The 25,563-nt window shown below is 39.0% G+C and carries 10 protein-coding genes; all 10 read left to right on the top strand.

The annotated features are described in order from the left end of the window. Window positions 1–653, top strand: a 653-nt coding sequence (locus BCL90_RS20885; RefSeq protein ID WP_244214198.1) for a phosphopantetheine-binding protein, incomplete at its 5' end; no start/stop codon positions are given. Window positions 654–666: 13 nt separating this feature from the next. Next, window positions 667–1,641: a TauD/TfdA family dioxygenase gene (locus BCL90_RS20880; RefSeq protein WP_121286851.1), complete on the top strand. Its 975-nt coding sequence runs from the start codon at window positions 667–669 to the stop codon at window positions 1,639–1,641. 42 nt (window positions 1,642–1,683) lie between these two features. Next, entirely contained in the window at window positions 1,684–5,043 is a 3,360-nt protein-coding gene (locus BCL90_RS20875) for a non-ribosomal peptide synthetase (RefSeq protein WP_121286849.1), read from the top strand. Between the two features lie 3 nt (window positions 5,044–5,046). Then, complete coding sequence (locus BCL90_RS20870; RefSeq protein ID WP_121286847.1) at window positions 5,047–10,692, top strand: non-ribosomal peptide synthetase; 5,646 nt, start codon at window positions 5,047–5,049, stop codon at window positions 10,690–10,692. Further along, window positions 10,689–16,493, top strand: a complete 5,805-nt coding sequence (locus tag BCL90_RS20865) for a non-ribosomal peptide synthetase (protein ID WP_121286845.1) — start codon at window positions 10,689–10,691, stop codon at window positions 16,491–16,493. The genes BCL90_RS20870 and BCL90_RS20865 overlap by 4 nt, the downstream gene beginning before the upstream one ends. An 11-nt stretch (window positions 16,494–16,504) precedes the next feature. Then, on the top strand, window positions 16,505–18,121 hold the full coding sequence (locus tag BCL90_RS20860; RefSeq protein WP_121287316.1) for an MBL fold metallo-hydrolase: 1,617 nt from the start codon (window positions 16,505–16,507) through the stop codon (window positions 18,119–18,121). A 31-nt stretch (window positions 18,122–18,152) separates the two neighbouring features. After that, the gene (locus BCL90_RS20855) at window positions 18,153–19,817 is read left to right on the top strand and encodes a cyclic peptide export ABC transporter (RefSeq protein ID WP_121286844.1); all 1,665 of its coding nucleotides are present in this window, start codon (window positions 18,153–18,155) and stop codon (window positions 19,815–19,817) included. Window positions 19,818–19,832: 15 nt separating this feature from the next. Then, on the top strand, window positions 19,833–20,549 hold the full coding sequence (locus BCL90_RS20850; RefSeq protein WP_121286842.1) for a thioesterase II family protein: 717 nt from the start codon (window positions 19,833–19,835) through the stop codon (window positions 20,547–20,549). A gap of 67 nt (window positions 20,550–20,616) precedes the next feature. Next, window positions 20,617–23,055: an outer membrane beta-barrel family protein gene (locus BCL90_RS20845; protein ID WP_121286840.1), complete on the top strand. Its 2,439-nt coding sequence runs from the start codon at window positions 20,617–20,619 to the stop codon at window positions 23,053–23,055. Window positions 23,056–23,142: 87 nt separating this feature from the next. After that, the gene (locus BCL90_RS20840; RefSeq protein WP_121286838.1) at window positions 23,143–25,548 is read left to right on the top strand and encodes a penicillin acylase family protein; all 2,406 of its coding nucleotides are present in this window, start codon (window positions 23,143–23,145) and stop codon (window positions 25,546–25,548) included. Window positions 25,549–25,563 lie beyond the last annotated feature (15 nt).

Raw genomic sequence — 25,563 nt, 5'->3', positions numbered from 1 at the left:
GGCGTCTTTTGAATGACGGGACAGTTGGTTTTCTGGGCCGCAAAGATGATCAGGTTAAGATCCGTGGTTTTAGGATTGAACTTGGAGAGATTGAGCGGGTTCTTCTTGATTATGATGGGATTTCAGGGGCAGCGGTATTGGCAAGATCAGATGCTCATGGCGAAAAGCGTTTGGTGGCTTACGTTTCAGGATCTTCTGCTTCGGATGTTGCCGGAATCCGGACTTACCTGAGCCGTAAACTACCGGAATATATGGTTCCTGGAATGTATGTGCCATTGGAACAGCTGCCGCTGACCAGCAATGGCAAGACAGACCGCAAATCGCTGCCAGACCCAGAAACTTCCCAGTTGGACAAGGGATACACAGCACCAAGAAATGAGGTAGAAGAAGCCTTGGTTTTGATCTGGGCTGAGGTACTCGGACTGGAAGCGGGAAACATCAGCGTAAAAGACAATTTCTTTGATTTGGGCGGACATAGCCTCAAAGCAATCAGAATTGTACTCAGAATTCATGAGAAATTTAATGTAGAGATCAACTTAACCCACCTATTTACGGAACCTGATATAGAATCTCTGGCCATAGAGGTTGAAAATATCTTGTGGTTGAACGGATCGGAAGATACCCGTGTCATAAATAACAAAATTATAATTTAATCACCAAAGCACGATGCAGACAGACATCCTTATTGAGTCATTAAAAAAAGCAGATCAGACTATTATTGTAGTGAGGCCAAAAGAAGGTGCCTTATTAACGCTGCAGCACCTTTTACAATATCTTGAAAAAGAAAAAGGCAACTTATATCAAATGCTGTTAAAACATGGCGGTATCCTATTTCGAGGGTTTGATATCAATGATAAAGAGGAGTTTTTAAAAGTGAAAGAAATTTGTGCCGGTGCATCAAATTTCGATTACGTAGACGGAAATTCTCCGCGGACCAAGCTGTCTGATAATGTTTATACCTCAACAGAATATCCAAAAGAATACCGGATTTCGTTGCACAACGAAATGTCTTATTCCAATAAATGGCCCGGACTGATTTTTTTCTTTTGTAAAACGCCTGCAGAAGAAGGGGGAGAAACACCGGTACTGGACTGTCGGAGCATCCTGAAAACGCTTGATCAGGATATGGTAAAGGCATTTGAGGAATATGGTGTTAAATACACCCGTTGTTTGAATGGAGCTGTTGGTGCGGGTAAAAGTTGGATGGACACCTTCGAAACACATGATAAATCTGTGGTTGAGGACTATTGTAAGGCCAATGATATTCAGTTTAAATGGGATGGCGATTTTCTTTGTCTGAGTCAGTTAGGCGCAGGCGTTGAAGTACATCCACTAACTAAAGAAAAGGTATGGTTTAATCAGGCAAACCAGTTCCATCCCTCAAACCTGCCGGAAGATATTTACCGTGCACTAAAAATGATGTATTCCAAAAACAAACACAAATATCCCCAATATGCCTATTTCGGCAATGATGAGGAAATTCCGGAACAATACTTAAGCGAAATTACAGAACAGCATTTTGAACAGGCATTTATGTTTAAATGGGAAAAAGGCGATGTGTTGATGTTGGATAACATGCTGATGGCACATGGACGAATGCCATTTAAAGGAGACCGAAAAATATATGTGAGCATGTGCTAAAGAGCAGCTTAACAATTGAATACAATATGATAACCCGCAGGGATGAAAGATATCAAAACAATAATAAGAGATTTAAGGAAGTCCAATATAAGATTGTCTTTAAAAGGTGAAAATATTGAAATTGATGGGGACCTGACAGCAGAAATGTTGCTTGAAATCAGACAATTTAAAGAACAGATTATCGCTTATCTGAAGCAGAATACCAGTACTGTTAGTTTTAACAGAATTGCAGCATTGAGCCCCGACAGTGATTATAGCTTATCTTCTTCTCAGAGAAGACTATGGATACTCGGACAATTTGAAGAAATAAATGCCGCCTATAACATTGCCAGGGCGTATGTGATAGAAGGACCTTTGAACATCAAAGCGCTTGAAGAAGCATTTCATAAGCTAGTTGAAAGGCACGAAAGTTTAAGAACCATTTTTACGCAGGATGACAATGGAGAACCCAGGCAGGTGATTCTTGATCCCGAAGATCACAGGCTTAAAATGGTATACGAACCACAGCATAATCAAGCTCTTTCCGTTGCCGAGCTTTCAGGATATGTCAATGAACTCTCGTTTCGCACCTTTGATCTCTCTGCAGATGCCTTAATCCGCATCCATTTATGTGCGTGCGCTCCTGGGAAATGGGTGTTGGTGTATGTGATGCACCACATCATCAGTGATGCCTGGTCAATGGGAATTTTACTGAATGAACTGCTTTATTTTTATCGGTCACTCACAGAAGCCGGGGTGCTGCCCCTTAAACCATTGCCCATACACTATAAAGATTATGCAGCCTGGCAGCAATTGCAATTGCAACAACCGCAAATGAGTTTGCACAGGGATTATTGGCTGGCCAAACTGGAGGGTGAACTGCCAGTGTTAGATATGGGCTCCGATAAGTTAAGGCCTTTGGTGAAAACATATAACGGAGGCGTATTGAGCCGCCGGATTAATAGCAGTTTAACCACTGGAATAAAAAACCTGAGCCAAGAACATGGAGCAACTTTGTTTGTGGGATTGTTAAGTATAGTTTATGCTTTACTTCATCGCTATTCTAATCAGGATGATATTATCATCGGTACACCGGTAGCGGGCAGAGACCATGTAGACCTTGAGCAGCAGATCGGGTTTTATATCAATACACTTGCCCTCCGGATGCGTTTTGAAGAAGGGATGAGTTTTGAAGCACTCTTATGCGCTGTACGGCAAAGCATGCTCGAAGCGCATGAACACCAGTCTTATCCGTTTGATGAACTGGTTGCTGAGCTCGATTTGAAAAGGGATCCTGCCAGAAACGTTCTGTTTGATGTTATGGTGATGTTGCAGAATACAAAATTGGACCAGCCTCAGGTGCCAGAAACTTCAAGTGAAATTATCGTAAAGTCTTATGAAGAGAGCGGATCGGTAGTGAGTAAATTTGACCTGGGTTTCGGATTTATTGAAACAAATGATGAGATACACCTGAATATCGAATATAATAGCGATCTGTACAGCGTGGCGCAGGCTGATCAGCTGGCCGGCCATTTTGAGCAATTAATGATGGCGGTAATTACCAATCCGGAAAGCGCCATACAGGAAGTGGATTTCTTGAGCAAAGTAGAAAAGCAACTGCTGCTGGTTGATTTTAATGGGAATAATACCAGTTCCGTTTTAACGAAAACTGTGGTAGATCTTTTTGAAGATCAGGCAAGAAAACAACCCGGCACAATAGCGCTCGCGTTTAATGATCAGCAGCTAACTTATGGCGAACTTAATCAACTCGCCAATCGTTATTGCAGGCACCTTCAGGAGGATAAGCAGCTGGGCAGGGGAGATCTGGTTGCTGTAAAACTTGAGCGTAGCCAATGGCTAATTGTTGCCTTGTTAGGCATACTAAAATCAGGGGCTGCCTATTTGCCTTTTGATCCGCTTTATCCACAGCAAAAGATAGATTTTATGATTTCTGACAGCAAGTGCAAGGCTGCAATAGATAAGAAAGCCATCGATTTGTTTTCAGGTAAAGCAGATGCCTACAGTGCTGAAAATATCAACGCTTCGGTTTCCTCAGATATGGCCTATGTAATCTACACTTCGGGCTCAACTGGTTTTCCGAAGGGATGTGTAATAACCAATGCCAATCTTGCAGCATACATTAGCTGGGCCAACAGCTATTATTTTAAAGATGGTATACCAGCGAGTTTTGGACTTTTTACATCCCTGTCTTTTGACCTCACGGTAACCAGTATTTTTTGTCCATTAACTCAGGGAGGGAAAATTCATATTTATCACCCTGAAGAAGAACTATACGACATCCTGAAACACAGTTTTAGTGAGGAAAGTGGAATCAACAGTATCAAATTGACGCCATCGCATATTAATGTTTTAAGCCAGCTTAATTTACGGAGTAATGTGATTAAGTACGCCATCGTTGGCGGTGAAGAGGTGACGACAAAACAGGTAGAGGCTTTAAAAAAGATTCATCCAGAAATAAGGGTCTATAATGAATATGGACCAACGGAAGGAACCGTAGGTTGTGTTGCAAAAGAGCTCCACCCAAACCAACCTGTCATGATTGGTAAACCGGCCAGCCACGCCAATATCTATGTGCTTAACTCCAAATCAGCACTTTGCCCCATAGGCGTAATCGGTGAGATTTGCATTGGAGGTGATGGAGTATCTTCTGGTTATCTTTTTAATACTTCTCTGACTACAGAAAAATTTATCAATGATCCATTTGTGGCAGATAAAAAAATGTATAGAACAGGGGATCTGGGAAGGTGGTCGGCCTCCGGCGAACTGGCATTTTTAGGACGTATGGATCATCAGGTTAAGGTTCGTGGATACAGGATAGAAATTGAAGAAATTGAAATGAACATCGCTGAAATTGATGGGATTGAAAATGTGGTTGTCCTTGTAAAGCCTAATCCAGAAGGGGATAAAGAACTTGCTGCTTATATGGTCTGTAAAGACGATTTGGATATGATTTCAATCCGAAAATCACTGTCGTCAACACTGCCCGCTTACATGATTCCGGATCATTTTATTAGGCTGGAGGCCATGCCTTTAACCGTTAATGGGAAAGTTGATAAAGGTAAATTAGCTACACTGGAATCAGGAGTGAAAGAGAAAGTTCCGATTATCGCCCCTAGAAACGAAATCGAAGAAAAAATATTGGAAATATGGTCGGAAATCCTTCGCAGGCAAGATATCAGCGTACTGGATAATTTCTTCCTGCTTGGAGGAAACAGTTTAAAAGCAATGAAACTTGTGACCTGTATTCATAAAGAATTTAATGTAAGAATCAAATTGGCAGATCTTTTTAAATATGCCACTATTGAAGAAATCGGTAAAGATATTTCAAGAAAGATTTGGGCTAGGCAAGGGAAAGAAGTGCAGGATGCGGATTTAACAACTGAACAAAATTTTATACTCTAAACTATGATTGAAGAACTTATTGACCGGTTATTATCTTATAATATAAAGATTGAGCTTTTGGATGGAAATCAATTAAAAATCCATACCGCCATCAACAATATTCCTCCCGATCTTTTGTCTGAATTGAAATTAAAAAAAGAGTTGCTGATCGGTTATCTGAAAGAACAGCAGAAAATAGAAGATTTCAATAGGATACCTGTAGCAGCACTAGAGGATAGTTATGTCCTGTCCTCCTCTCAACGCAGATTATGGATCTTAAACCAGCTCAATAGTGGGGATATTGCATACAATATACCCGGAGTGTATATTTTTAACGGGAATCTGGTTGTTGAAAATTTTGAAACGGCCTTAAGAACACTGATAGAACGCCACGAGATCCTCAGAACAGTTTTCAGAGAGGATCTAACGTATATCGTGAAACAGCATATCTGTTCTCCGGATAAACTGCCATTTGATCTGGAAATAAAAGATCTCCGGGCGGTGGCTGAAAAAAATGAGGAAGTAAAGCGTTTGTTGGAATTGAATTTTAAACGGCCGTTTGATCTTGCTTCGGGGCCATTGATTCGTTTTTCGATTTTCCATACCGAAGATAACGTTTGGATTTTTAGCTATGTTATGCATCACATCGTTAGCGACGCTTGGTCAATGGGAATCTTAGTCAAAGAGTTGTTGCTGATCTATAATGCAGGTCTTTTAGGAAAGCATCACGGATTGGCTCCTTTGCGAATAAACTATAAAGATTTCGCAGTATGGCAACAGGCGCAGTTAAGTAGCAACACAGCAGAAAAACTCAGAGATTACTGGCTGGATATATTTAGCGGCGAGCTTCCTGTTCTTGCTTTACAAACTGATAAGCTCAGACCTGCTGTTCAAACTTTTAACGGGGCAAGAGTAACAAAAAGATTTCAATCGGGGACCGGTAAATTGATAAAGGATTTTTGTCAACAGCAGGATTGTACACTCTTTATGGGGCTGTTAACTGTCCTGAATGTTTTTCTGAACCGATATACCCACAACGAAGATATTATTGTAGGAAGCCCAATTGCCGGAAGGGGGCATACAGACCTGGAGGATCAGATTGGTTTTTATATCAATACGCTGGCATTACGAACCAAATTAAATCATCATGAATCTTTTCTGGAACTCTTAGAGAAAGTAAAAACAACGGTTTTAGGCGCATTTGATCATCAGGATTATCCATTTGATCAATTGGTTGAAGAGTTGAAAATAAACCGCGACCAAAGTAGAAACGCATTATTTGATGTGGCCATTACCGTACAGGGTGGTGATTTTGAGGCAACCACCCAACAACTTGGCGATCTGAGTGTAGAAAGGTATAACGGATATGAGAATTTAGTTAGCAAATTTGACCTGCTTTTTGTTTTTGTTACCTATGAAAATGAGTTGCAGGTTACACTTGAGTATAATAGCGATCTTTTTACTCAGGAGACTGTAAATCGCATGGCAGATCATCTTGCAGAATTAACGCATGCATTGATTCAACATTTCGATCAACCGGTTGGCGCGTTAAATTTTATAGACGAATCTGAAAGGCATCGTTTGTTAACAGAATTTAATGACACCAACTTTACCTTTAATCATACTGATGATACCCTAACAAGTTGGTTCGAAAAAATAGCTGTTGAATGTCCGGATGAGATTGCAGTTGTATTTGAAGATCAGCAATTAGACTACAGGACCCTGAATGAAGAGGCCAATAAACTAGCCGTTTATCTCCTGCAGAATTACGAAATCAGTCCGGAAACTTTTGTCGGAGTAATGCTAGACAGGTCTCATCATCTGATCATATCCATTTTAGCAATCTTAAAAACCGGAGCTGTTTATGTCCCTATTGACGCTACGTATCCAAAAGCGAGAAAAGAATATATCATTGAAGACACCGGCCTACAGCTATTAATTACGCAAAGCGAATACATCTTTGATATCGAAAGTTTTGGCGGACAGGTATTTGCGATAGATATTCAGTTGGATGTTCTTTCAGCTGTTGATGTATTTCCAAAAGTGGATGTCCGGGCCGAACAACTTGCTTATGTAATCTATACTTCCGGTTCAACAGGTATGCCAAAAGGGGTGATGATCAGTCATAAGGGCATCGTCAATACCATTGCTTCCCAGCAGAAAATTTTCGATATCAAACCAAATGAGCGGGGCCTGCAATTTGCTTCTGCTTCGTTTGATGCTTCTATGTCAGAAATATTTATCATTCTGCTAGCTGGTGGAACCGTATATATTATTGAGGAGTCTAAGAAAAAGAATCCTTGGATGATGGAACAGTTCATCAGTGATCATTCTATTGATATTGCCACAATTCCACCTGCTTATCTTCAATTGCTGAATATTGACAATATGAAGCCCTTAAGAAAACTGATTACGGCAGGAGAGCCGGCCCATAAAAATAAGGTAGAGGAATTTCTTACTGTCGGAACTTACTTTAACGCCTATGGCCCAACCGAATCTAGTATTTGCGCAACGGTTTTAAGCCTCGAAAAGAACAGTATCATTACCCAGCCCAATGTACCGATGGGCAAACCTATCGATAATACTCAGATTTATATTCTGGATGAATTGCTGGCATTAGTTCCGATTGGCCTTATGGGCGAGATTTTTATCGGTGGAGATGGTTTGGCAAGAGGTTATCTCAATAAAAAATCCCTAACGGATGAAAAGTTTATTGAAAATCCTTTTAAACCAGGCGAAAGGTTGTACAGAACCGGAGATCTTGGGCGATGGCTTTCGGATGGTAATATTGAATTCGTTGGAAGAAAAGATCAGCAAATCAAACTGAATGGTTACCGGATAGAAATGGAAGAGATAGAGCAGGTGATGATGCAACAACCCGGAATTAAGGCAGCAACAGTTGTGCTCCAAGCAGATGAAGAAGGGAACAAAAACCTGATGGCTTATTACATCCCGGCAGACGACCTTCTTTCTGTTGGACAAAGCATATTGAAGCATAAAACAAACGATTTTTTAAATGGCCGGGTTCAATTTTATGAGTTAAATAATGAGTTCGGTGTTTACGCCAATCATAAAAAAGAAGCGGAATTTCTGTACAAGGAAATCTTTCAAGATAAGACTTACAGCCAGTATGGTATCAGGATCGCAGACGGGGATTGTATATTTGATGTTGGCGCTAACATAGGAATGTTTTCCCTCTACAGCAGCATGAGCGCCTCAAATCTGAGAATTTATGCATTTGAACCCCTGCCACCGATATTTGAACTGTTAAAGTTAAATGTTGCGGTTTATGGGGGAGATATTCAGATTTTCAATGAAGGATTATCAAATCTCGTAGAAACCGCTTCTTTTACCTATTTTCCTAATTCAACAGCCTTATCCAGCAGGTATTCAGATCAGTTGAATATTAAGAATACAGTGGGCCAATATGTGATCAACACCGAAGCGCGAAACTCAGCACTCGTTAGCGACGTTCAGATCGACAGCTTTCTCGACAGTCACCTAAGGGAAGAGAAATTTGAATGCAATCTTAAAACCCTTTCCACTATCATTGCTGCGCATGATATTGACGTAATTGACCTGCTAAAGGTTGATGTAGAAGGGGGGGAAATGGATGTTCTGGAAGGAATTGATGAGGCAGATTGGAGCAAAATCAAACAGATTGTTCTAGAAGTACATGATATTAACGGACGGTTGGAAATCATTAAACAGTTATTGACTTCACATTTTTTCCAAATTCATATCCATCAGCATGAAGACCTTCACGATACCAAACTTTTCAATATTTATGCAATTTCAGAAGTTCATGCAACAGGTATTACGAAAGAAAAAGAAGCCTCAACTCCTAACGTTAATAACAAATGGTTAGCTTATAAAGAACTTAAAAACGGCCTTCGCCAGCGTATTGAAAAACAGTTACCATCCTATATGGTACCTCATCATTTGGTTGAGTTGGATGAATTTCCTTTAACTACTAATGGTAAAATTGACAAACAGGCTCTTCCCGGACCTCCTGATAGTGGCTCAGAAAAAGTTTCAGCATACGTTGCTCCTGAAACACAATTGGAAAAAGATCTTATTTCCATTTGTTCAGACGTATTGAAGAGAGAGCAGATTAGTATGAAAGATGATCTTTTTGCAATGGGTGGCGATTCAATTAAATCCATTCAGATTGTCTCAAGGCTAAAACAGAAGGGCTATACCCTTACTATAAGCGAGGTGATGCAATTCCCCGTATTAGAGGATATGGTAACACACATCAGTAGCGTTACCCGCGAGATCGAACAGGAAGTTGTTAAAGGAAATATTCCCTTAAGTCCGATCCAGTCTGATTTTTTTCTTAAAGAAATTCCTGACAGACATCATTTTAATCAGTCGGTGTTGCTTTTCAGTAAAAACAGTGTTGATGAAGAGGGATTAAGAAAGGTACTTGATCAGATCGTGATTCATCATGATGCTTTGAGAATGGTCTATCGTCAAAAACCGGAAGGCTGGGAGCAGGAAAACAGGGATCTTGATCAGGGATATGATCTGATGGTGACTAACTATACCGATGAAACTACTTTTTTGGAATATTGCAACCAGATTCAATCCACCATTAGTTTATCTGAAGGACCCTTATTCAGGGTTGGTTTATTTCGGGGCACAACCGGCGACCGTTTGCTGCTGGTTATTCATCACCTTGTTACAGATGGAGTATCCTGGCGCATCCTTTTTGAAGACCTTTCCAGTCTTTATCAGCAATATCTGAACGGTGAGCCCCTAATACTTCCCCTAAAAACAGATTCCTTTAGCTACTGGCAGGAAAGGCAAATCGCTTACACAAAAACGGAAGAGTTACTTGCCGAGGATGAGTTTTGGCAGGTAATGAACGCTGGTAGTGATGCGCTTTTACCGGTAGATCATGAACATGGGGAAAACCTGTTCAAAGATGTTTCTTCGATTACATTTTCCCTTTCAGAAGCGCAGACAGTGCTTTTGCTTACTAAATGTCATCATGCATACCGAACAGAGATCAATGACATCCTGCTCACCGCTTTAAGCGTAGCCTTATCTGATCAGTTTGAGCTGGAAAGCATATCGGTAAAGCTGGAAGGCCATGGAAGAGAAAATATCGGCGCTGACCTTGATGTTACGCGAACTGTAGGGTGGTTTACATCGGCCTATCCGGTGAAATTCGAGATGAGCGATCGTGATGATATGATCAGGCAATTGCTCAAGATAAAAGATTGCCTGCATAGGATACCAAACAAAGGTATCGGGTACGGCATACTTCGTTACCTGGCGGGTAAGAATTATTCGGACAATCCACCTGTAAGCTTTAATTACCTGGGCGATTTTGGATCCGGAACAGACACTGCCGGAGGCGAGCAGATATTTGAGTTTTCAGCCGAAGCGCATGGTAGTCAAATGGCTGATACGCTAGGCAGGGATACACAACTTGATGTATCCGGAAAAGTTGTTTTGGGTACATTAAGGTTATCTATTGCCTATAATACCAGGCAGTATGAGTACAGCACCATCAAACAGCTTTCGGATGCTTATATGAACAATCTGATGCGTTTGATAGAATTGTTGTCGGGCGAAGAGGAAGTGCATTTAAGTCCGGTAGATTTTACATATAAAGGTTTGAGTTTCGAGCAGTTAGATAAATTAAATAAATTATTATGATTGAAGATGTTTATATGTTAAGCCCGTTACAGCAAGGCTTATATTTCCGTTGGCTAAGTGATCCGGATTCCGTTGAATATTTTATACAAACCAGTTACACGATTAAAGGTGAGCTCGATATTCAGGCACTTGAGCAAAGCTATGCCGCAATCATAGAACGTTATGCTATTTTAAGAACTTTCTTTACAGAAGAGATAGATGATAAGGTATTGCAAATCGTTAGAAAAGATATGGCTCCAGACTTTCGCCACATTCAGGTCAGACCAGGTGATGATGTTGATGTCAAATTTTATAGGGAAGCAGACAGGGCAAGGGGCTTCAATCTTCATAAAGGGCCGCTCATGCGCTTCACCGTACTTGAACGTGGGGCCGAGGTTTATGAATTTATCTGGAGTTTCCATCATATTTTAATGGATGGATGGTGTGGTAGTATTCTAATCAAAGAATTTTTCCAGATTTACAACGGAAAGATAAATGGCAAAAGTGTTGATCTTGGCAGGGTTTATCCTTATTCGGGTTACATTAACTGGCTAAGTAAGTTAAACAGTAAGCTTTCTCTCAACTATTGGAAAACATATCTGGCATCATATGATACGACCAGTGTCCTTCCTAAAAAAGTAATGGGCGCGAATCAGCCTTATCAAACCAGAACAAAGTCTGTTGTATTGGATACGACGCTGAGAAAAGCCGTTAAAGAATATTGCATTGCTAATGGGATAACAGAAAATACATTTGTTAGTACTGCATGGGGATTGTTATTGGCCTTACACAATGTTACTTCAGACGTTGTTTTTGGTTCGGTGGTATCAGGCCGGCCACCTGAACTGAAAGGTGTGGAAGGGATGATTGGCCTCTTTAGTAATGCCGTTCCTGTACGGGTAACGATTACAGAAGACATCAATTTTAACGAATTAACCAAAGCCGTTCAGCAACATGCAATAAACGGAACCCAACATCATTATGTTCAATTGGCCGAAATACAGGCGCAAAGTGTTCTGGGCCGCGATTTGTTTGATCATATTCTTGTCTTCGAAAATTTTCCAGTTCAAAAAATGATTGAAGAGGGAATTAACGATAAGAGCGCAAAAAAACAGCTCTCCCTGATGTCGTTCGTAACCTTTGAACAGTCTAATTACGATTTTACTTTAACCGTATTGCCGGCTGAAACGATGATTTTCCGTTTTTCTTATAATGGTTCAGTTTACGACAGTTTGGAGATGGAGCAGCTTGCCGAGCAGTTTTTAACGATAATAAAACAGGTGATAGATCATCCATCCTTGCCCTTGCACCGGTTGGAATATGTTAGTACAGAGGAACGGAAAAAATTATTATATGATTATAATCCGGTTTATACCACTGCAAAGCAGGATATGTTAATACCGGAGCTGATAAAAAAACAGGCACTCCGCACTCCTGATGCTATTGCTTTAAGTGCTGAAGGATCTAAAATTTCTTACCGGCAGTTGGATGAAAAATCCGACCAGCTGGCTTATTATCTGAAAAGTACCTATGCCGTTAAACCGGATTTTCTGGTTGGAGTATTGCTGGATCGTTCGATTAATGCAATCATTGCGATATTGGGTATTTGGAAGGCCGGAGGAGCTTATGTTCCGATAGATCCGGATTATCCTGAAAGCCGCCGAGATTTCATTTTAAAAGATACAGGTCTCGAACTTTTGATTACCCAAACCGATCATCTTTTTAAACTGCAAAATTATGAACACGCTATTTTTGCAATAGATCTTCAGTTGGAAGGACTGGAAATTTCTGCCGATAGCAGCCAGGCACCCCTGGGTGCACAGGATTTGGCTTATGTGATTTACACCTCTGGTTCTACAGGCCGGCCTAAAGGTGTAATGATTGATCACGGTGCGATTTCTAATACCATTTATGCACAACTGGAGATCTTTCAGTTAAGCGCTGCCGACAGGGGCCTTCAATTTGCTTCTCTTTCATTTGATGCTTCTGTTTGGGAAATCTTTATGATTTTAACGATAGGTGGATGCCTGTATCTGGCCACTGAAGAGGAAAAGAAAGATCCGGAACTACTAGAGGGGATGATCAAGAAAAACCAAATTACCATAGCTACCCTTCCTCCGGCTATATTCAGACACCTGCATCCCGAAAATCTGCGCTCCATTAAAAAGCTCATTACAGCCGGAGAATCTGCCATTGTAGACAAATCAAAGGAATTTGCCACGTATGGTCTGTTTTACAATGGATACGGCCCTACAGAATCAAGTGTGTGTACCACTATTTATCAATTGAATGGCAAGAATTTAAATACGGAAAGCATTCCTATAGGAAAGCCAATAAGAAATACCAGTGTTTATATTCTTAATCATCAGGGCAACATGGTTCCGGCTGGGGTAATTGCTGAAGTCTATATTACGGGTAAAGGATTGGCCAGGGGTTATTTTAACCAGCCCGGGTTAACCAAAGAAAAATTTGTCAGCAATCCATTCCAACCCGGAACGAAGATGTATAGGACAGGTGATCTGGGAAGATGGTTAGCCGATGGCAATATTGAATTTCTCGGACGAGCAGATGATCAGGTAAAAATCAGTGGATACCGCGTAGAACTTGGAGAAATTGAAAATAACCTGCAGCAACATACTGATGTGGATGTTGCTGCAGTAATTTATGATGCAGAAACCAAAATGCTAACTGCATTTTATAGTGGTAAAAAAGAGTTAACTACCGGCGATTTACGCGGGTTTTTGAGCCTTAATTTACCAGTGCATATGATCCCTTCGGCTTTTGTACACCTGGATGAATTTCCGATCACTTCCAATGGTAAAACGGATAAGAAAAAACTGGCAGCAATAGAACGTTTCGCAAAAGATAACATTGCAGAATATGAACGTCCGGTAAATCATCTTGAGCAGCTTTTGGTGGATATATATGCTGAAGTACTCTTAAAAAAACAGGTTAGATTAACTGATGATTTTTTCGCATTAGGTGGAGATTCTATCAAATCTATTCAGGTCGTTTCAAAGTTAAAACAAAAAGGATATTCATTGAAAATTCAGGATGTGCTGAGTTTTCCGGTTGTGACAGATCTGGTAAAAAGAATTGATATGGGAGGTAGGGTTGCAGAACAAACTCTTATAGAAGGCCAAATTCCTTTATCTCCCATTCAGTCTTGGTTTTTACAGTTGCCCTATTCATCAAAACACCATTATAATCAGTCTGTATTGCTGAAAAGTACCCGTCCTATCGATAAAGATGGTTTGAGGGCAGTGTTCAATAAGATCGTTATCCATCATGATGCACTGCGAATGGTATTTAAAAATAGTAACGGAGAATGGCTACAGGAGAACAAAGGTATTGAACAGGGTTTTTACCTAGAGGTTATTGAGGTGGCATCCGATACAGATTTTGCTCAACATTGCAGCCGTGTACAATCTGGTTTGGATCTCGAAAACGGACCTCTTTTTAAAGTGGTATTATTTCCTCATCCCGATGGAGACCGATTATTACTGGTTGCCCATCATTTGATTATAGATGGTGTTTCGTGGCGTATTCTTTTTGAAGAAATGTCGTTATTGTATACGCAATTCCTCAATGGTAACCCCCTTCTTCTGCCTTTAAAAACAGATTCTTTTAAATACTGGCAGGAAAAGCAACTCATTTATGCACAAAGTGAATTGCTTCAACACGAAGTAGATTATTGGATGGATGTAGAATCACAGCAAGCCGGTTCACTTATACCCGACTATCCCCAGGGAAGTAACCTGGTTAGTGATGTCGCATCAGTCTCATTTTCATTAAATGAAGAACTTACCGAACGGTTGATTAAAAAGTGCTATTTAACTTATCAAACCGAGGTTAATGACATCTTGCTGACGGCATTAAGTTTGGCTTTAAAGGAGGCATTCGGATTGGATAAGATAGCTGTTAAAATGGAAGGGCATGGCCGGGAAGATATTGATGAAGATATTGATGTAAATCGTACTGTAGGCTGGTTCACTACAGTGTTTCCGGTAATTTTCCATATGAATCATGAAGGACAGACAGAACAGTTACTTCATGTGAGGGAAACCCTGCGCAGGGTTCCAAACAAAGGCATTGGCTACGGAATTTTACGCTACCTGGCGCAACAGCCATTTGTGTTTGACCCTGAAATCACCTTTAATTACCTGGGTGATTTTGGAGAAGGTATTGTTACTGAAAAAGGAGACCAGTTATTTGAGTTTTCTTCTGATTTTCATGGAAGAGAAAATGCCATCGATATGTCGAGGGATAGTTTACTTGATGTATCCGGTATGATCATTGCGGGCACGTTGCGTTTATCTGTTAAATACAGTACCGGGCAATTTAAAGAAGAAACATTAAACCAATTGATCGGAAGATTCCGGGAAAATTTGTTAACCCTCATTGATGACCTTTCCAATAGCAGTTTGAAAGTAATAAATGCTGAGCAGAATAACCTCATTTCTGAGGAATCATTTCAAGAACTAACCGTTGTTGGAGATCCTTCATCTGAACTTTTTGATCTGTCCTATAACCAGTTGTTTTATTTGGGTAAATGGGAGCTCATCAGTCCGGTTGTCGTATCTCATCTTGAATTTCAGGAGATAGATGTAAGTATATTAAGGCTTGCTGTTCAGGAACTGGTAGCGAGGCATGAGATTCTACGTACTGTTTTTGTCAATCATAACGGAAAGGTGAAACAAAAGGTCATCCCGGTCAGCAATGCCAGTGTGGCTATAGGAGAAGTGGTGGTTTTAGATGAAGATACCGATATCAATTTCGTTATTGACCAAGAGTTTCAATGGAAATTCAAACTTTCTGAATTTCCATTAATGCGTATTCTGGTTTTTAAAACCAGCACAGGGAAATTTCATCTGATATTTAATTTACACCATATTATTACCGATGGTTACTCGAGGGGAATATTGCATGCCGAGCTTTTGCATCTTTATCAATCGATGTTAAAGCATGAAAAGCATGCATTAAAAGAATTGCTCATCCAGTATAAAGACTTTGTTAGCTGGCAGAGTGAATTACTGATGTCTACCTCAGGAGCTCAGCTTCGTAAATACTGGCTGGATAAACTTTCCGGATTCTGCCCTGTATTAGATTTTAATAATACTGATCAAAAAATGGATCAGATTGGTAGAGAAGCCTATAGTTTTAGACTAACCTCAGTTTTGAGTGGTAGCTTATTTGAAAATCTAAACAATTTCTCTGAGAAAAATGGGCTCACACGCAGTTCAATCTGCATGGGAACCCTCATATTTTTATTACACCAGTTGAAAAAAACAAACGATGTTACCATTGGTACCGCTTTTAATGGAAGGAGCTCCGAATATTTCGGTGAATTGGATGTAAGTAGATCAATAGGCTATTTTGTAAATGCTTTATTTGTAAGAAATATCATCCATCCCGGACAACCGGGCCTGGCATATTTCCAGAGCATACAGGAAAATTTCCTGAATGATTTAAACCATAGTGCTTATCCCTTTACCAAGCTTGTTAGCGAATTGCCTGATGTACAGCTTTCTGCCGACTTTTTGGATCAAATGGTGTTTTTTAATTACCATAACTACGATTATCTTAAAGAAGCTCAGTACTTTGGCGTAGATGAAACAGCTGAAAATGTTGAGGATACCTTACCCCTGAAAGGTAATTTCGGCCTTACCGTTTGGGAATATCAAAACTGTTTAAAGTTCGAATTTATGTGTCATCCAGCCGTTTTTGATAAAGCCCAAAGGCAAGAGATAAAAGAACAATATTATTTTCTCCTACAGCATCTGATGAAAAATTCTGATGTACTGAATACAGTCAACCTATAATTAATATGAATATGAATACTGAGAAATGGTTCTTGAAGCCTAATTTAATTATCGAACCTCTGGTTGAGAAATGGTATGCATGGACACACCTGATATCTCCCGCTACAGCGGCTATGAATATTGCCGGACGGCATTTAAAGATTATGAATTCTTATCTGCAATCTCCCCAAATCCATGCAGTCGCAATCCTCAACCCAAAAATGCTAGGGGGGCCGTTCATGGATTATAAAGGTGGCCGTTTGGATGAAGTAAGACAACTGAAGGAAGAAACGCTTCATAACCATGCAGATTCGCTAAAATTGGTTGCGGCAATAAATGAACTGGATAAAATACTTAAAACTTATGCGAAAGGATATGGACTTGAAGAAATTTACAAGCAGGTGCCTGATATTTTGAAAGGCTATGTTGAGCTGACCTATGATTTGAATAATAATGCCTCTTTTCGTTTCTTCGAGGCTTTACTGTATAAGAGTGAATTTTATAAGAAAACTGCGCAAAGTATTGCATTATGGTTAACTGATAACGACGAACGACCTTTTTGCCTCAGTACACCAAGATTGAATGAGCCCAATGTATTGCAATTAAATATTCCGTTTGATCACGAGGGCATCGATTTGCTGAGCAAAATGAAAAGAGAGGGTGGGACTATAGAAGATATCGCCAGCCTGCTTGGTGTTTCCGCCGCCGAACGGCAATTGTTTGAATCATTTTTTACACAAACCCCTCACCCCAAATATGAAAAATATGAAGGAGACAAGGTACGTATGCGTTACTTTGGACATGCCTGCATCCTAATAGAAACAAAAGACGTCAGCATTCTGGTAGATCCCCTGATCAGCTATTATGGATATGAGTCAAGTGTCAATCATTTTTCAGACGTTGATTTGCCGGATATAATAGACTATGTATTGATTACACACAATCACCAGGACCATATCTTATTCGAGACCTTGCTTCCGCTAAGACACAAGATTAAACAAGTAATTGTTCCCGGAACGAATAGCGGCAGCTTACAGGATCCCAACTTAAAACTCGTTTTTAATCAGATCGGTTTTTCCAATGTGGTGGAAATTGATGAAATGGAGACAATCAGTTTTAAAAATTGTACGATCACGGGTATCCCCTTTACCGGCGAACATTCTGATTTAAATATACTTGCCAAAACCTGTTACCATGTTGAAATCGGCTCATTTACATTTTTATTTGTTGCCGATTCAAGAATTGTGGAACCAAGAATTTATGAACATGTACAACGAGTAATAGGAGATGTTGATGTTATATTTCTGGGTATGGAGTGTGAAGGTGCTCCACTCTCCTGGCTGTATGGTCCGTTGTTAACAGAAGATCTTGCCCGAGACAAAGACCAGTCAAGAAGACTCTCTGGATCTGACTATGAAAAAGGCATGCAGCTCGTAAATGTTTTCCATCCAAAAGAGGTATATGTATATGCAATGGGGCAAGAACCATGGCTGGAATTTATCAGTAGCATCAAATATACAGAGGAATCTAAACCAATCGTACAATCGAATCAATTACTCAATGAATGTTTGCAAAGAGGTTTGGTTGCCGAAAGATTATTTGGGGAGAAGGAACTGTTTTATCATTACAATACCTGCGAAATAACGTAATCATCTTTAATGTTTATAGTTAACTATATATATGAAAAAATTAATAAAATTATTACTACCACAAATAGGAAAGATAGGGTTGCTGAAATATATTTTCCTCGCAATATTTTCAGGTTTATGCAGCTTCCTGTTTATCAATACCGTTACGAGAGTGATCGGGTTGATTATATCCGGTGGATTTACGAATATAAGCCGGGAGTACATTCTTATTTTCGCAGCAATTATTATAGGATTCATCTGGGTAAGAAGAACACTATCACTTGCCATTATTAATCTGTCTCAGAAACTTTTCTGGCATTTGAGGTCCGACGTACTTTCTCTGGTATTGAGGGCAAACTATCAGCAGCTATCTTCCAAAAGAATGGAAATTCATGCAGCGATGGTGAGCGATATCAATATATTAACAAACGTTTCTATGAGTGTTATTGATTTTTGCGCTGCAATCATCTTATCCATTTCCTGCCTTTTATACCTCTTGTCTATATCTGGGGTACTTTTTCTAATTACATTGGGCGTAGCAGCCAGTGGTGCGATTGTTTATCACCTGAATTCAAAAAGTAATTTAACCGACTTTAATAAAGCGAGGATGCTGGAAACGGATTTTCAGAAAAATTTCAATGCAATTCTGGATGGGTTCAAAGAAATCTTTATGGAGCCAAAAAAAGGTAGGTTCATTTACGAAAAGAAAATTCAGCATATCGCGGATGAAGCGCAGGGCAATAATACAAAAGCCTTTACAGGATTTCTTAATAACCAAATAACAGGCCAGGTTTTATTCTATATTTTGATATCTTCCGTACTGCTTTTCTTTAGCATTACGCTGAAGATAAAATCAGGAGATACCATCAGTTTCGTTTTTACCTTATTGTATTTGCTGGGGTCAGTAGAAACTATTATGGTTTTGCTGCCAGGTATACTTAGAGCAGGGGTTGCTTCAAATCACTTAATGGCCTTGAAAACAGAACTTGAAAACGCCGAATTTAATGCTGCTATTCCTGTAAGCTACTACTCAAAAGCAGACTTCTACAGCATTTCGGTGAAAGGGCTCGAGTTTCAATACAACAAGAAAAATGCCGAAGACGCTTTTTCGATAGGTCCTGTTGATATGGAGATTAATAAGGGAGAGGTAACTTTTATATACGGTGGCAATGGTAGTGGTAAAACAACTTTCATCCACGCCGTTTTGGGCTTACGTTACCCTTCTTCCGGAGAGATACAGTTAAATGGTCAGGTGGTTGATCAGAAATGTTATGCAGATTACCGCACACTATTTTCGACGGTGTTTAGTGACTTCTATTTATTTGACCAGATTATTGGTATAGACCATATTGATCTTGAGAAATGGAAAGCTTATATCGATTTGTTTGAAATCGCCGATAAGGTATCGTTAACCGACGGAAAGCTGTCGACCACAGATCTGTCTGCCGGACAACGAAAACGTCTTGCATTAATTGTTGCGTTGCTCGAAAATAAACCAATTTTAGTTCTTGATGAATGGGCGGCCGATCAGGACCCTTATTTCAGAAAAAGATTTTATACAGAAATTATACCAATGCTAAAAAATGATGGCCTTACCATTATTGCCATTACACATGATGATAAATACTACCACTGCGCCGACAGTTTATATAAAATGGACGAAGGGAAATTAATCGTAGAAAAAGCGGAGCCCGGCCTGATAAACATTATTTCTTGATCAATATTTAGTAAAATGAAGAAACCACAATTATTTTTATTGCACTTTGCTGGCGGCAATTGCCATTCCTTCCAGTTCTTACTCCCTTATTTGAATGATTTCTCAGTTATACCACTTGAATTACCTGGCCGGGGAAAAAGAGTTAATGAAGATTTACTAACTGATTTCGACACAGCAGCTCAAGATATTCTTAAGCAGCTTATCTCTAAGCTGAGCGGTGGCGATTTCTTAATATATGGCCACAGTATGGGGGCAAAACTAACATTACGGGTGGCCAACTTACTTGAAAATGCAGGCATTCAGCCCGCTTATTTAATAGTTAGTGGTAATGCAGGGCCTGGCATTAGTGAAGGTAAAACAACATATTTGCTAGATAACGAAGGCTTTATGGCCGCTTTGGCTAAGCTTGGTGGAGTGCCTGCAGAAGTTATGGAAGACAAAGAGCTGATGGAATTTTTTGAACCGATTTTAAGAACGGATTTTAAAATAGCAGAAAACAATAATATGAAAGACGAAACTCCAGTAAATACTCCTTTGTTCGCGATGATGGGGACTGAAGAGGAACATGTGAATGAAATCAGAAATTGGAAAAAATTTACAACGAGTACTTTCGAACATCAGGTATTAGAAGGAAATCATTTTTTTATTCATCAACATTCTGCTCAAATAGCAAAAATTCTGAAGCAATGTTATGCGAAATATCTGCTTCAAAAACGAAAACAATTAATTTAAACAATTCTTATCTCTAATTATTAAGAAAACAATTTATAAATAAATTAAACTACCTAAGCTAAAACCCATGAGAAAATTACTTGTTATTATATTTTTTTTATTATTTCTTGCCACATCAAATATTTTTGCGCAGTCTAGTAGTACTATCATATCTGGTAAAATAGTTGATGAGGAAAATAAACCTATACCGGGCAGCAGCGTAACCTTACTTAATCTGAAAGATTCAGTTGTTGTTAAAATTATTCCATCTGATAATAATGGACAGTTTTCATTTGATTTTATTAAAAACGGCGGTTATTTTTTAAAGGTTTCCAGCCTGGGATTCAATAGTTACCGTTCTGAAATTATCATTATACCTGTTGGTCAGGAGCGGTTTGATGCAGGTAATATTAAACTAAAATCCAAAGGGCAGGATCTGGCTGCAGTAGAAATAAAAGCTATTAAACCACTTGTTGAGGTTCGGGCAGATCGTATGATCCTGAATGTTTCTTCCAGTATAAATGCAGTAGGCTCTAACGCATTAGAACTGCTCGGAAAATCTCCAATGGTAAGGGTTGATAATAGCCGGATATCTGTTAACGGTAAAAATGGGGTTTCGGTTTACATCGACGGAAAACCAACTAATTTAGGAGGAAGTGATCTTGCATCTGTACTAACTGGTATTCAATCTTCCAGCATTGATGCGATAGAAATTATTACGAATCCTTCTGCAAAGTATCCTGCGGCGGGAAATGCCGGGATTATCAACATTAGATTGAAAAAAGATAAATCACTTGGTTTTAATGGCAATGTAAGTTTTACATCAAGCTTTGCCCATACCCCCAAGTATGATGGTTCCATAAATTTAAATTATAGAGATAAAAAGTATAATGTTTTTGGTAGCTATGGTTATCAATATGGAAAAAACCGTACCCTATCGGATTTCTTTAGAGAGGTAAATAACAATAATGTAATTACCACGCTTGACCAAAGCGCTATTTATACCAGAACAAACGATAATCATAATTATAGAGGGGGCATTGATTTATTTTTATCAGGCAAAAGCACTCTAGGCTTTCTGATCAATGGCGGACTGCAGAATGGCCCGTTTACGAGCCAGAGCTCAACCAATATTTACACGGGAACAAATGTGCTCGACTCCATTTTAAATTCCAGTAATAACCAAACTAAAAATCTAAGGAGAATCAATTATAATGGTAATTATCAATACCAGGATGCCGAGGGAAGAAGTTTAGGTATAGATGCCGATTACACTTCGTTTAAAAATGATCTGAATGCATTGCTACCTAATGAATTTGTTCGTCCGGATAATAGTTTGATAAGAAAAAATAATATCAGAACCTCGGCATCAACAGATATTGATATTAAGTCAATAAAGGCCGATTATGAACAGAAAGCGCTATCAGGAAAACTAAGTTTTGGTTTAAACTATAACGATGTAAGCACTCGCAACAGTTTTCAGTACTTTAATGCAAAAAATTCCAACCCGGAAGTACTTGATCCTGCTCAAACGAGAGATTTCTCTTATAAAGAAAAGGTTTCTGCAGCTTATTTAAGCTATAATCGAGATTTCAAGAAAATCAATTTTCAAATTGGTTTACGTGCTGAGCAAACTGCTGCAAATGGCGGTTTAACCACAATAATGGCAAGTAATTACCGCAATGTTGATACAAGTTATACAAACCTTTTCCCAAATGGATCGATTAACCTGGTTATTAATAAATACAGCTCACTAGGGTTTAGTTATAGCAGGCGTATTGATCGGCCAAGTTATGAGGATCTTAATCCTTTTATTACCCCATTGGATGAACTAACATTCAGCCAGGGTAATTCATTTTTAAAACCTCAGTATACCGATAATTATCAATTTACCTACAAATACAAGATAATAACAGCCATTGCCGGCTATAGCCATGTAAAGGATTATTTTACCCAGGTACTGGATACGCTTGCAGGTAATAAGAGTATCCAAACGGTTAAAAATATACCCGTTCAAAATGTATTTAATTTAGGGGTTACTGCACAGTTTAGTATTACCAAATGGTGGAGCAATTATAGTTTTCTGAGTATTAGCAATACAAGATTTGCAGGTAATCTAAATAAGGCAATTCTGGATATTGATCAAACAAAACTTTTCATTTACAACGATAATACATTTGTTTTACCTAAAAGTTGGTCTACTCAATTAACCACATATTATAATGGGCCTTCATTAAATGGGGCTACAAGGTATGGGGGGATGTGGACACTTGATTATGGCATCCAAAAGAAATTATTTAATGATAACGCTATTTTCAAATTATTGGTTACGGATGTGTTCAATACACTAAGAACTAATGGGTTAATAAATTTTTCTGGCACTTACTTAAGGTCTCATTTTCAAACTGAAAGCCGTCAACTCAGACTTTCTTTTACATATCGTTTTGGAGAAAAAACGGTTAAGCAGGCTCGTAAAAGAACCACTTCTGCTGAATCGGAAAGTAAGCGTCTGAAAGGGCAAAATTAAGATTATACCTTTTGCTATTCATCGAACCGGATAAATTATAACATTTAATCTGGCAGCCATTTATTGCCTAAACCTTATATCAATTTTATGAAAAAAATCAAAATCAGTTTTCTATTCCCGCTAATGAGTATGATATTATTAATTGCAGCCTTATCGCAGCAATTATTCAGTATTCCGCCCATGGGTAAACTTTTAAATCCTTTTTCTGGGGCTGTAAGAAACGGAGAATCAAAACAGAAAAGAAATACTATAAAACTTGAAGAAGAAGGCCTGAAAGCAGCAGTAAATATATACTTCGATCAGCGGAGTGTACCACACATTTATGCCAAAGGCTCAGATGACATGTATTTCGCTCAGGGATACATTACTGCTCAGTTTAGATTATGGCAAATGGATTTTATAAGTGATGCAGCTGCTGGTCGTCTTTCAGAAATTCTTGGAAACCGTTTTCTGGAATATGATCGAAATCAAAGACGTATAGGTATTTTATCAGCAGCCAAAGCATCGTTGAAAATGATAGAGAAAGATTCCGAAACGCTGGCCGCTTTAACAGCATATACTAAAGGAGTAAATGCATATATAAAAAAATTAGATTATAAAAATACCCCGTTGGAATATAAAATAATGGATTATAAACCGGAGGAATGGTCTAATTTAAAAACGGTATTGATCATGAAAAACCTTACGAGTACATTAACTGGATATGATGATGACCTAAGCATGTCTGGCATGATGATGGCTCTGGGAGAGGAAAACTTCAATAAATTATATCCTAGTTATTTCGGACCTATAACGCCGGTAATGGGCGAACAGAAAAAGGTTATCAATCCTGATCTTGTATTTACAAAAAAACCTGATTACCTCAACTTTGGGTTTATGGCAGCCGGTACAATGGTAAATCCAAGTACTTATAACCCCAAACTTGGCAGTAACAGCTGGGCTGTTTCGGGTAATAAAACAAAATCCGGATTTCCAATCTTGTGTAGTGATCCACATTTAAATCTATCCCTGCCTGCCATTTGGATGGAAATGCAGCTTACCTGTCCCGGAACGAATGTATATGGCGTGTCAATTCCCGGAACACCAGCTGTAATTATTGGCTTCAATGAGGATATCGCCTGGGGCATTACAAATGGTGCGGATGATGTTAAAGATTGGTATAAACTGAAAATCACCAACGACTATAAAAAGTATGAAATGGATGGAAAATGGAAGAAGCTTGAGTCTTCTGTTGTTGAAATAAAGCGGAAAAATCAGCCGTCATTTTATGATACAATTTATCGTGCACCACAAGGACCTGTAGTTTATGATAAAAACTTTGCTGGAAATCAAGGAGGATTAAAAAACTCAGCGCTTAAATGGGAATTACATCGTCCTTCTAATGAGTTCAGCACTTTCATCAAATTAAACAAAGCAAAAAGATATAGCGACTATAAAAATGCAATAGCAAATTTCTCCAGCCCTATACAGAATTTTACTTTCGCATGTAAGGACAATACAATTGCAATTAATCATCAGGGAAAGTTAGCAAGGAGAGAAGCTGCAGAGGGGCGTTTTATATTGGATGGAACACGAAGTCGGCTTTTACAAAGGGGGTATATTCCGGTTGATAGTTTGCCTGGTTTATTGAATCCATCGTCAAATTATGTGCTTTCGGCAAATCAACATCCCACCGGAAAGGATTATCCCTACTATTATAGTGGATACTATAGTGAGATTCGTGCAAATCGGATTCAACAGCTTCTTGCCAGTCACAATGATTTTGATATCAAAGATATGGAGGCGATTCAATTAGATAATGTAAATAAATTTTCGCTAGACGCTTTGCCGCTATTGCTTAATCATGTTGATTTACGGAGCCTGAATAAGGAACAGCTCCACAAAATATCCACATTACATAACTGGAAGGGAACTTATGATTTCAATGATGTTAATGCATTGTTATTCGAATTCTGGTGGAAAAATATTAAGGAAGCAGCTTGGGAGGAACTGAAGATATTTCCATTTTATACAAAAGCACCAGACGACTATGTATTACTTAATATGATCAAGAATAGTCCGGAAGGAAAATATTTTTATACACCGATATCTGGAAAAAGAGAAAACATCACAGCGATTATCACCGGAGCTTTAATCAAAGCAGTTACTACGTATAATGGTATTAAAAGTACAGATAATTCGAAATGGGGGGCATATAATAAAATTAATGTAATGCACCTCAGTAATATAGATGCTTTTAGCAGAATGAACATTAGCTCTTCGGGGCATCCGGAAGCTGTTAATGCAATTTCGAAGAACTGGGGCCCTTCCTGGAGAATGATTGTAGCTTTAGGAGACCGGCCAAAAGCTTATGGGATTTATCCAGGTGGTCAATCTGGTAACATAGGTAGCCCTAATTATGATGATTTTTTAACCGACTGGACCAAGGGTAAATATTATGAATTGAATTTTTACATGTCGCAGGAAGAAGCACAAAAAAACACCAATAAATAAGAAAAATAAAATTAG

The sequence above is a fragment of the Pedobacter alluvionis genome (genome assembly GCF_003664035.1).
GTDB lineage: Bacteria > Bacteroidota > Bacteroidia > Sphingobacteriales > Sphingobacteriaceae > Pedobacter > Pedobacter alluvionis.
The sequence above is the reverse complement of the archived record's forward strand: the minus strand, read 5'-3'. Positions and strand labels throughout refer to the sequence as shown.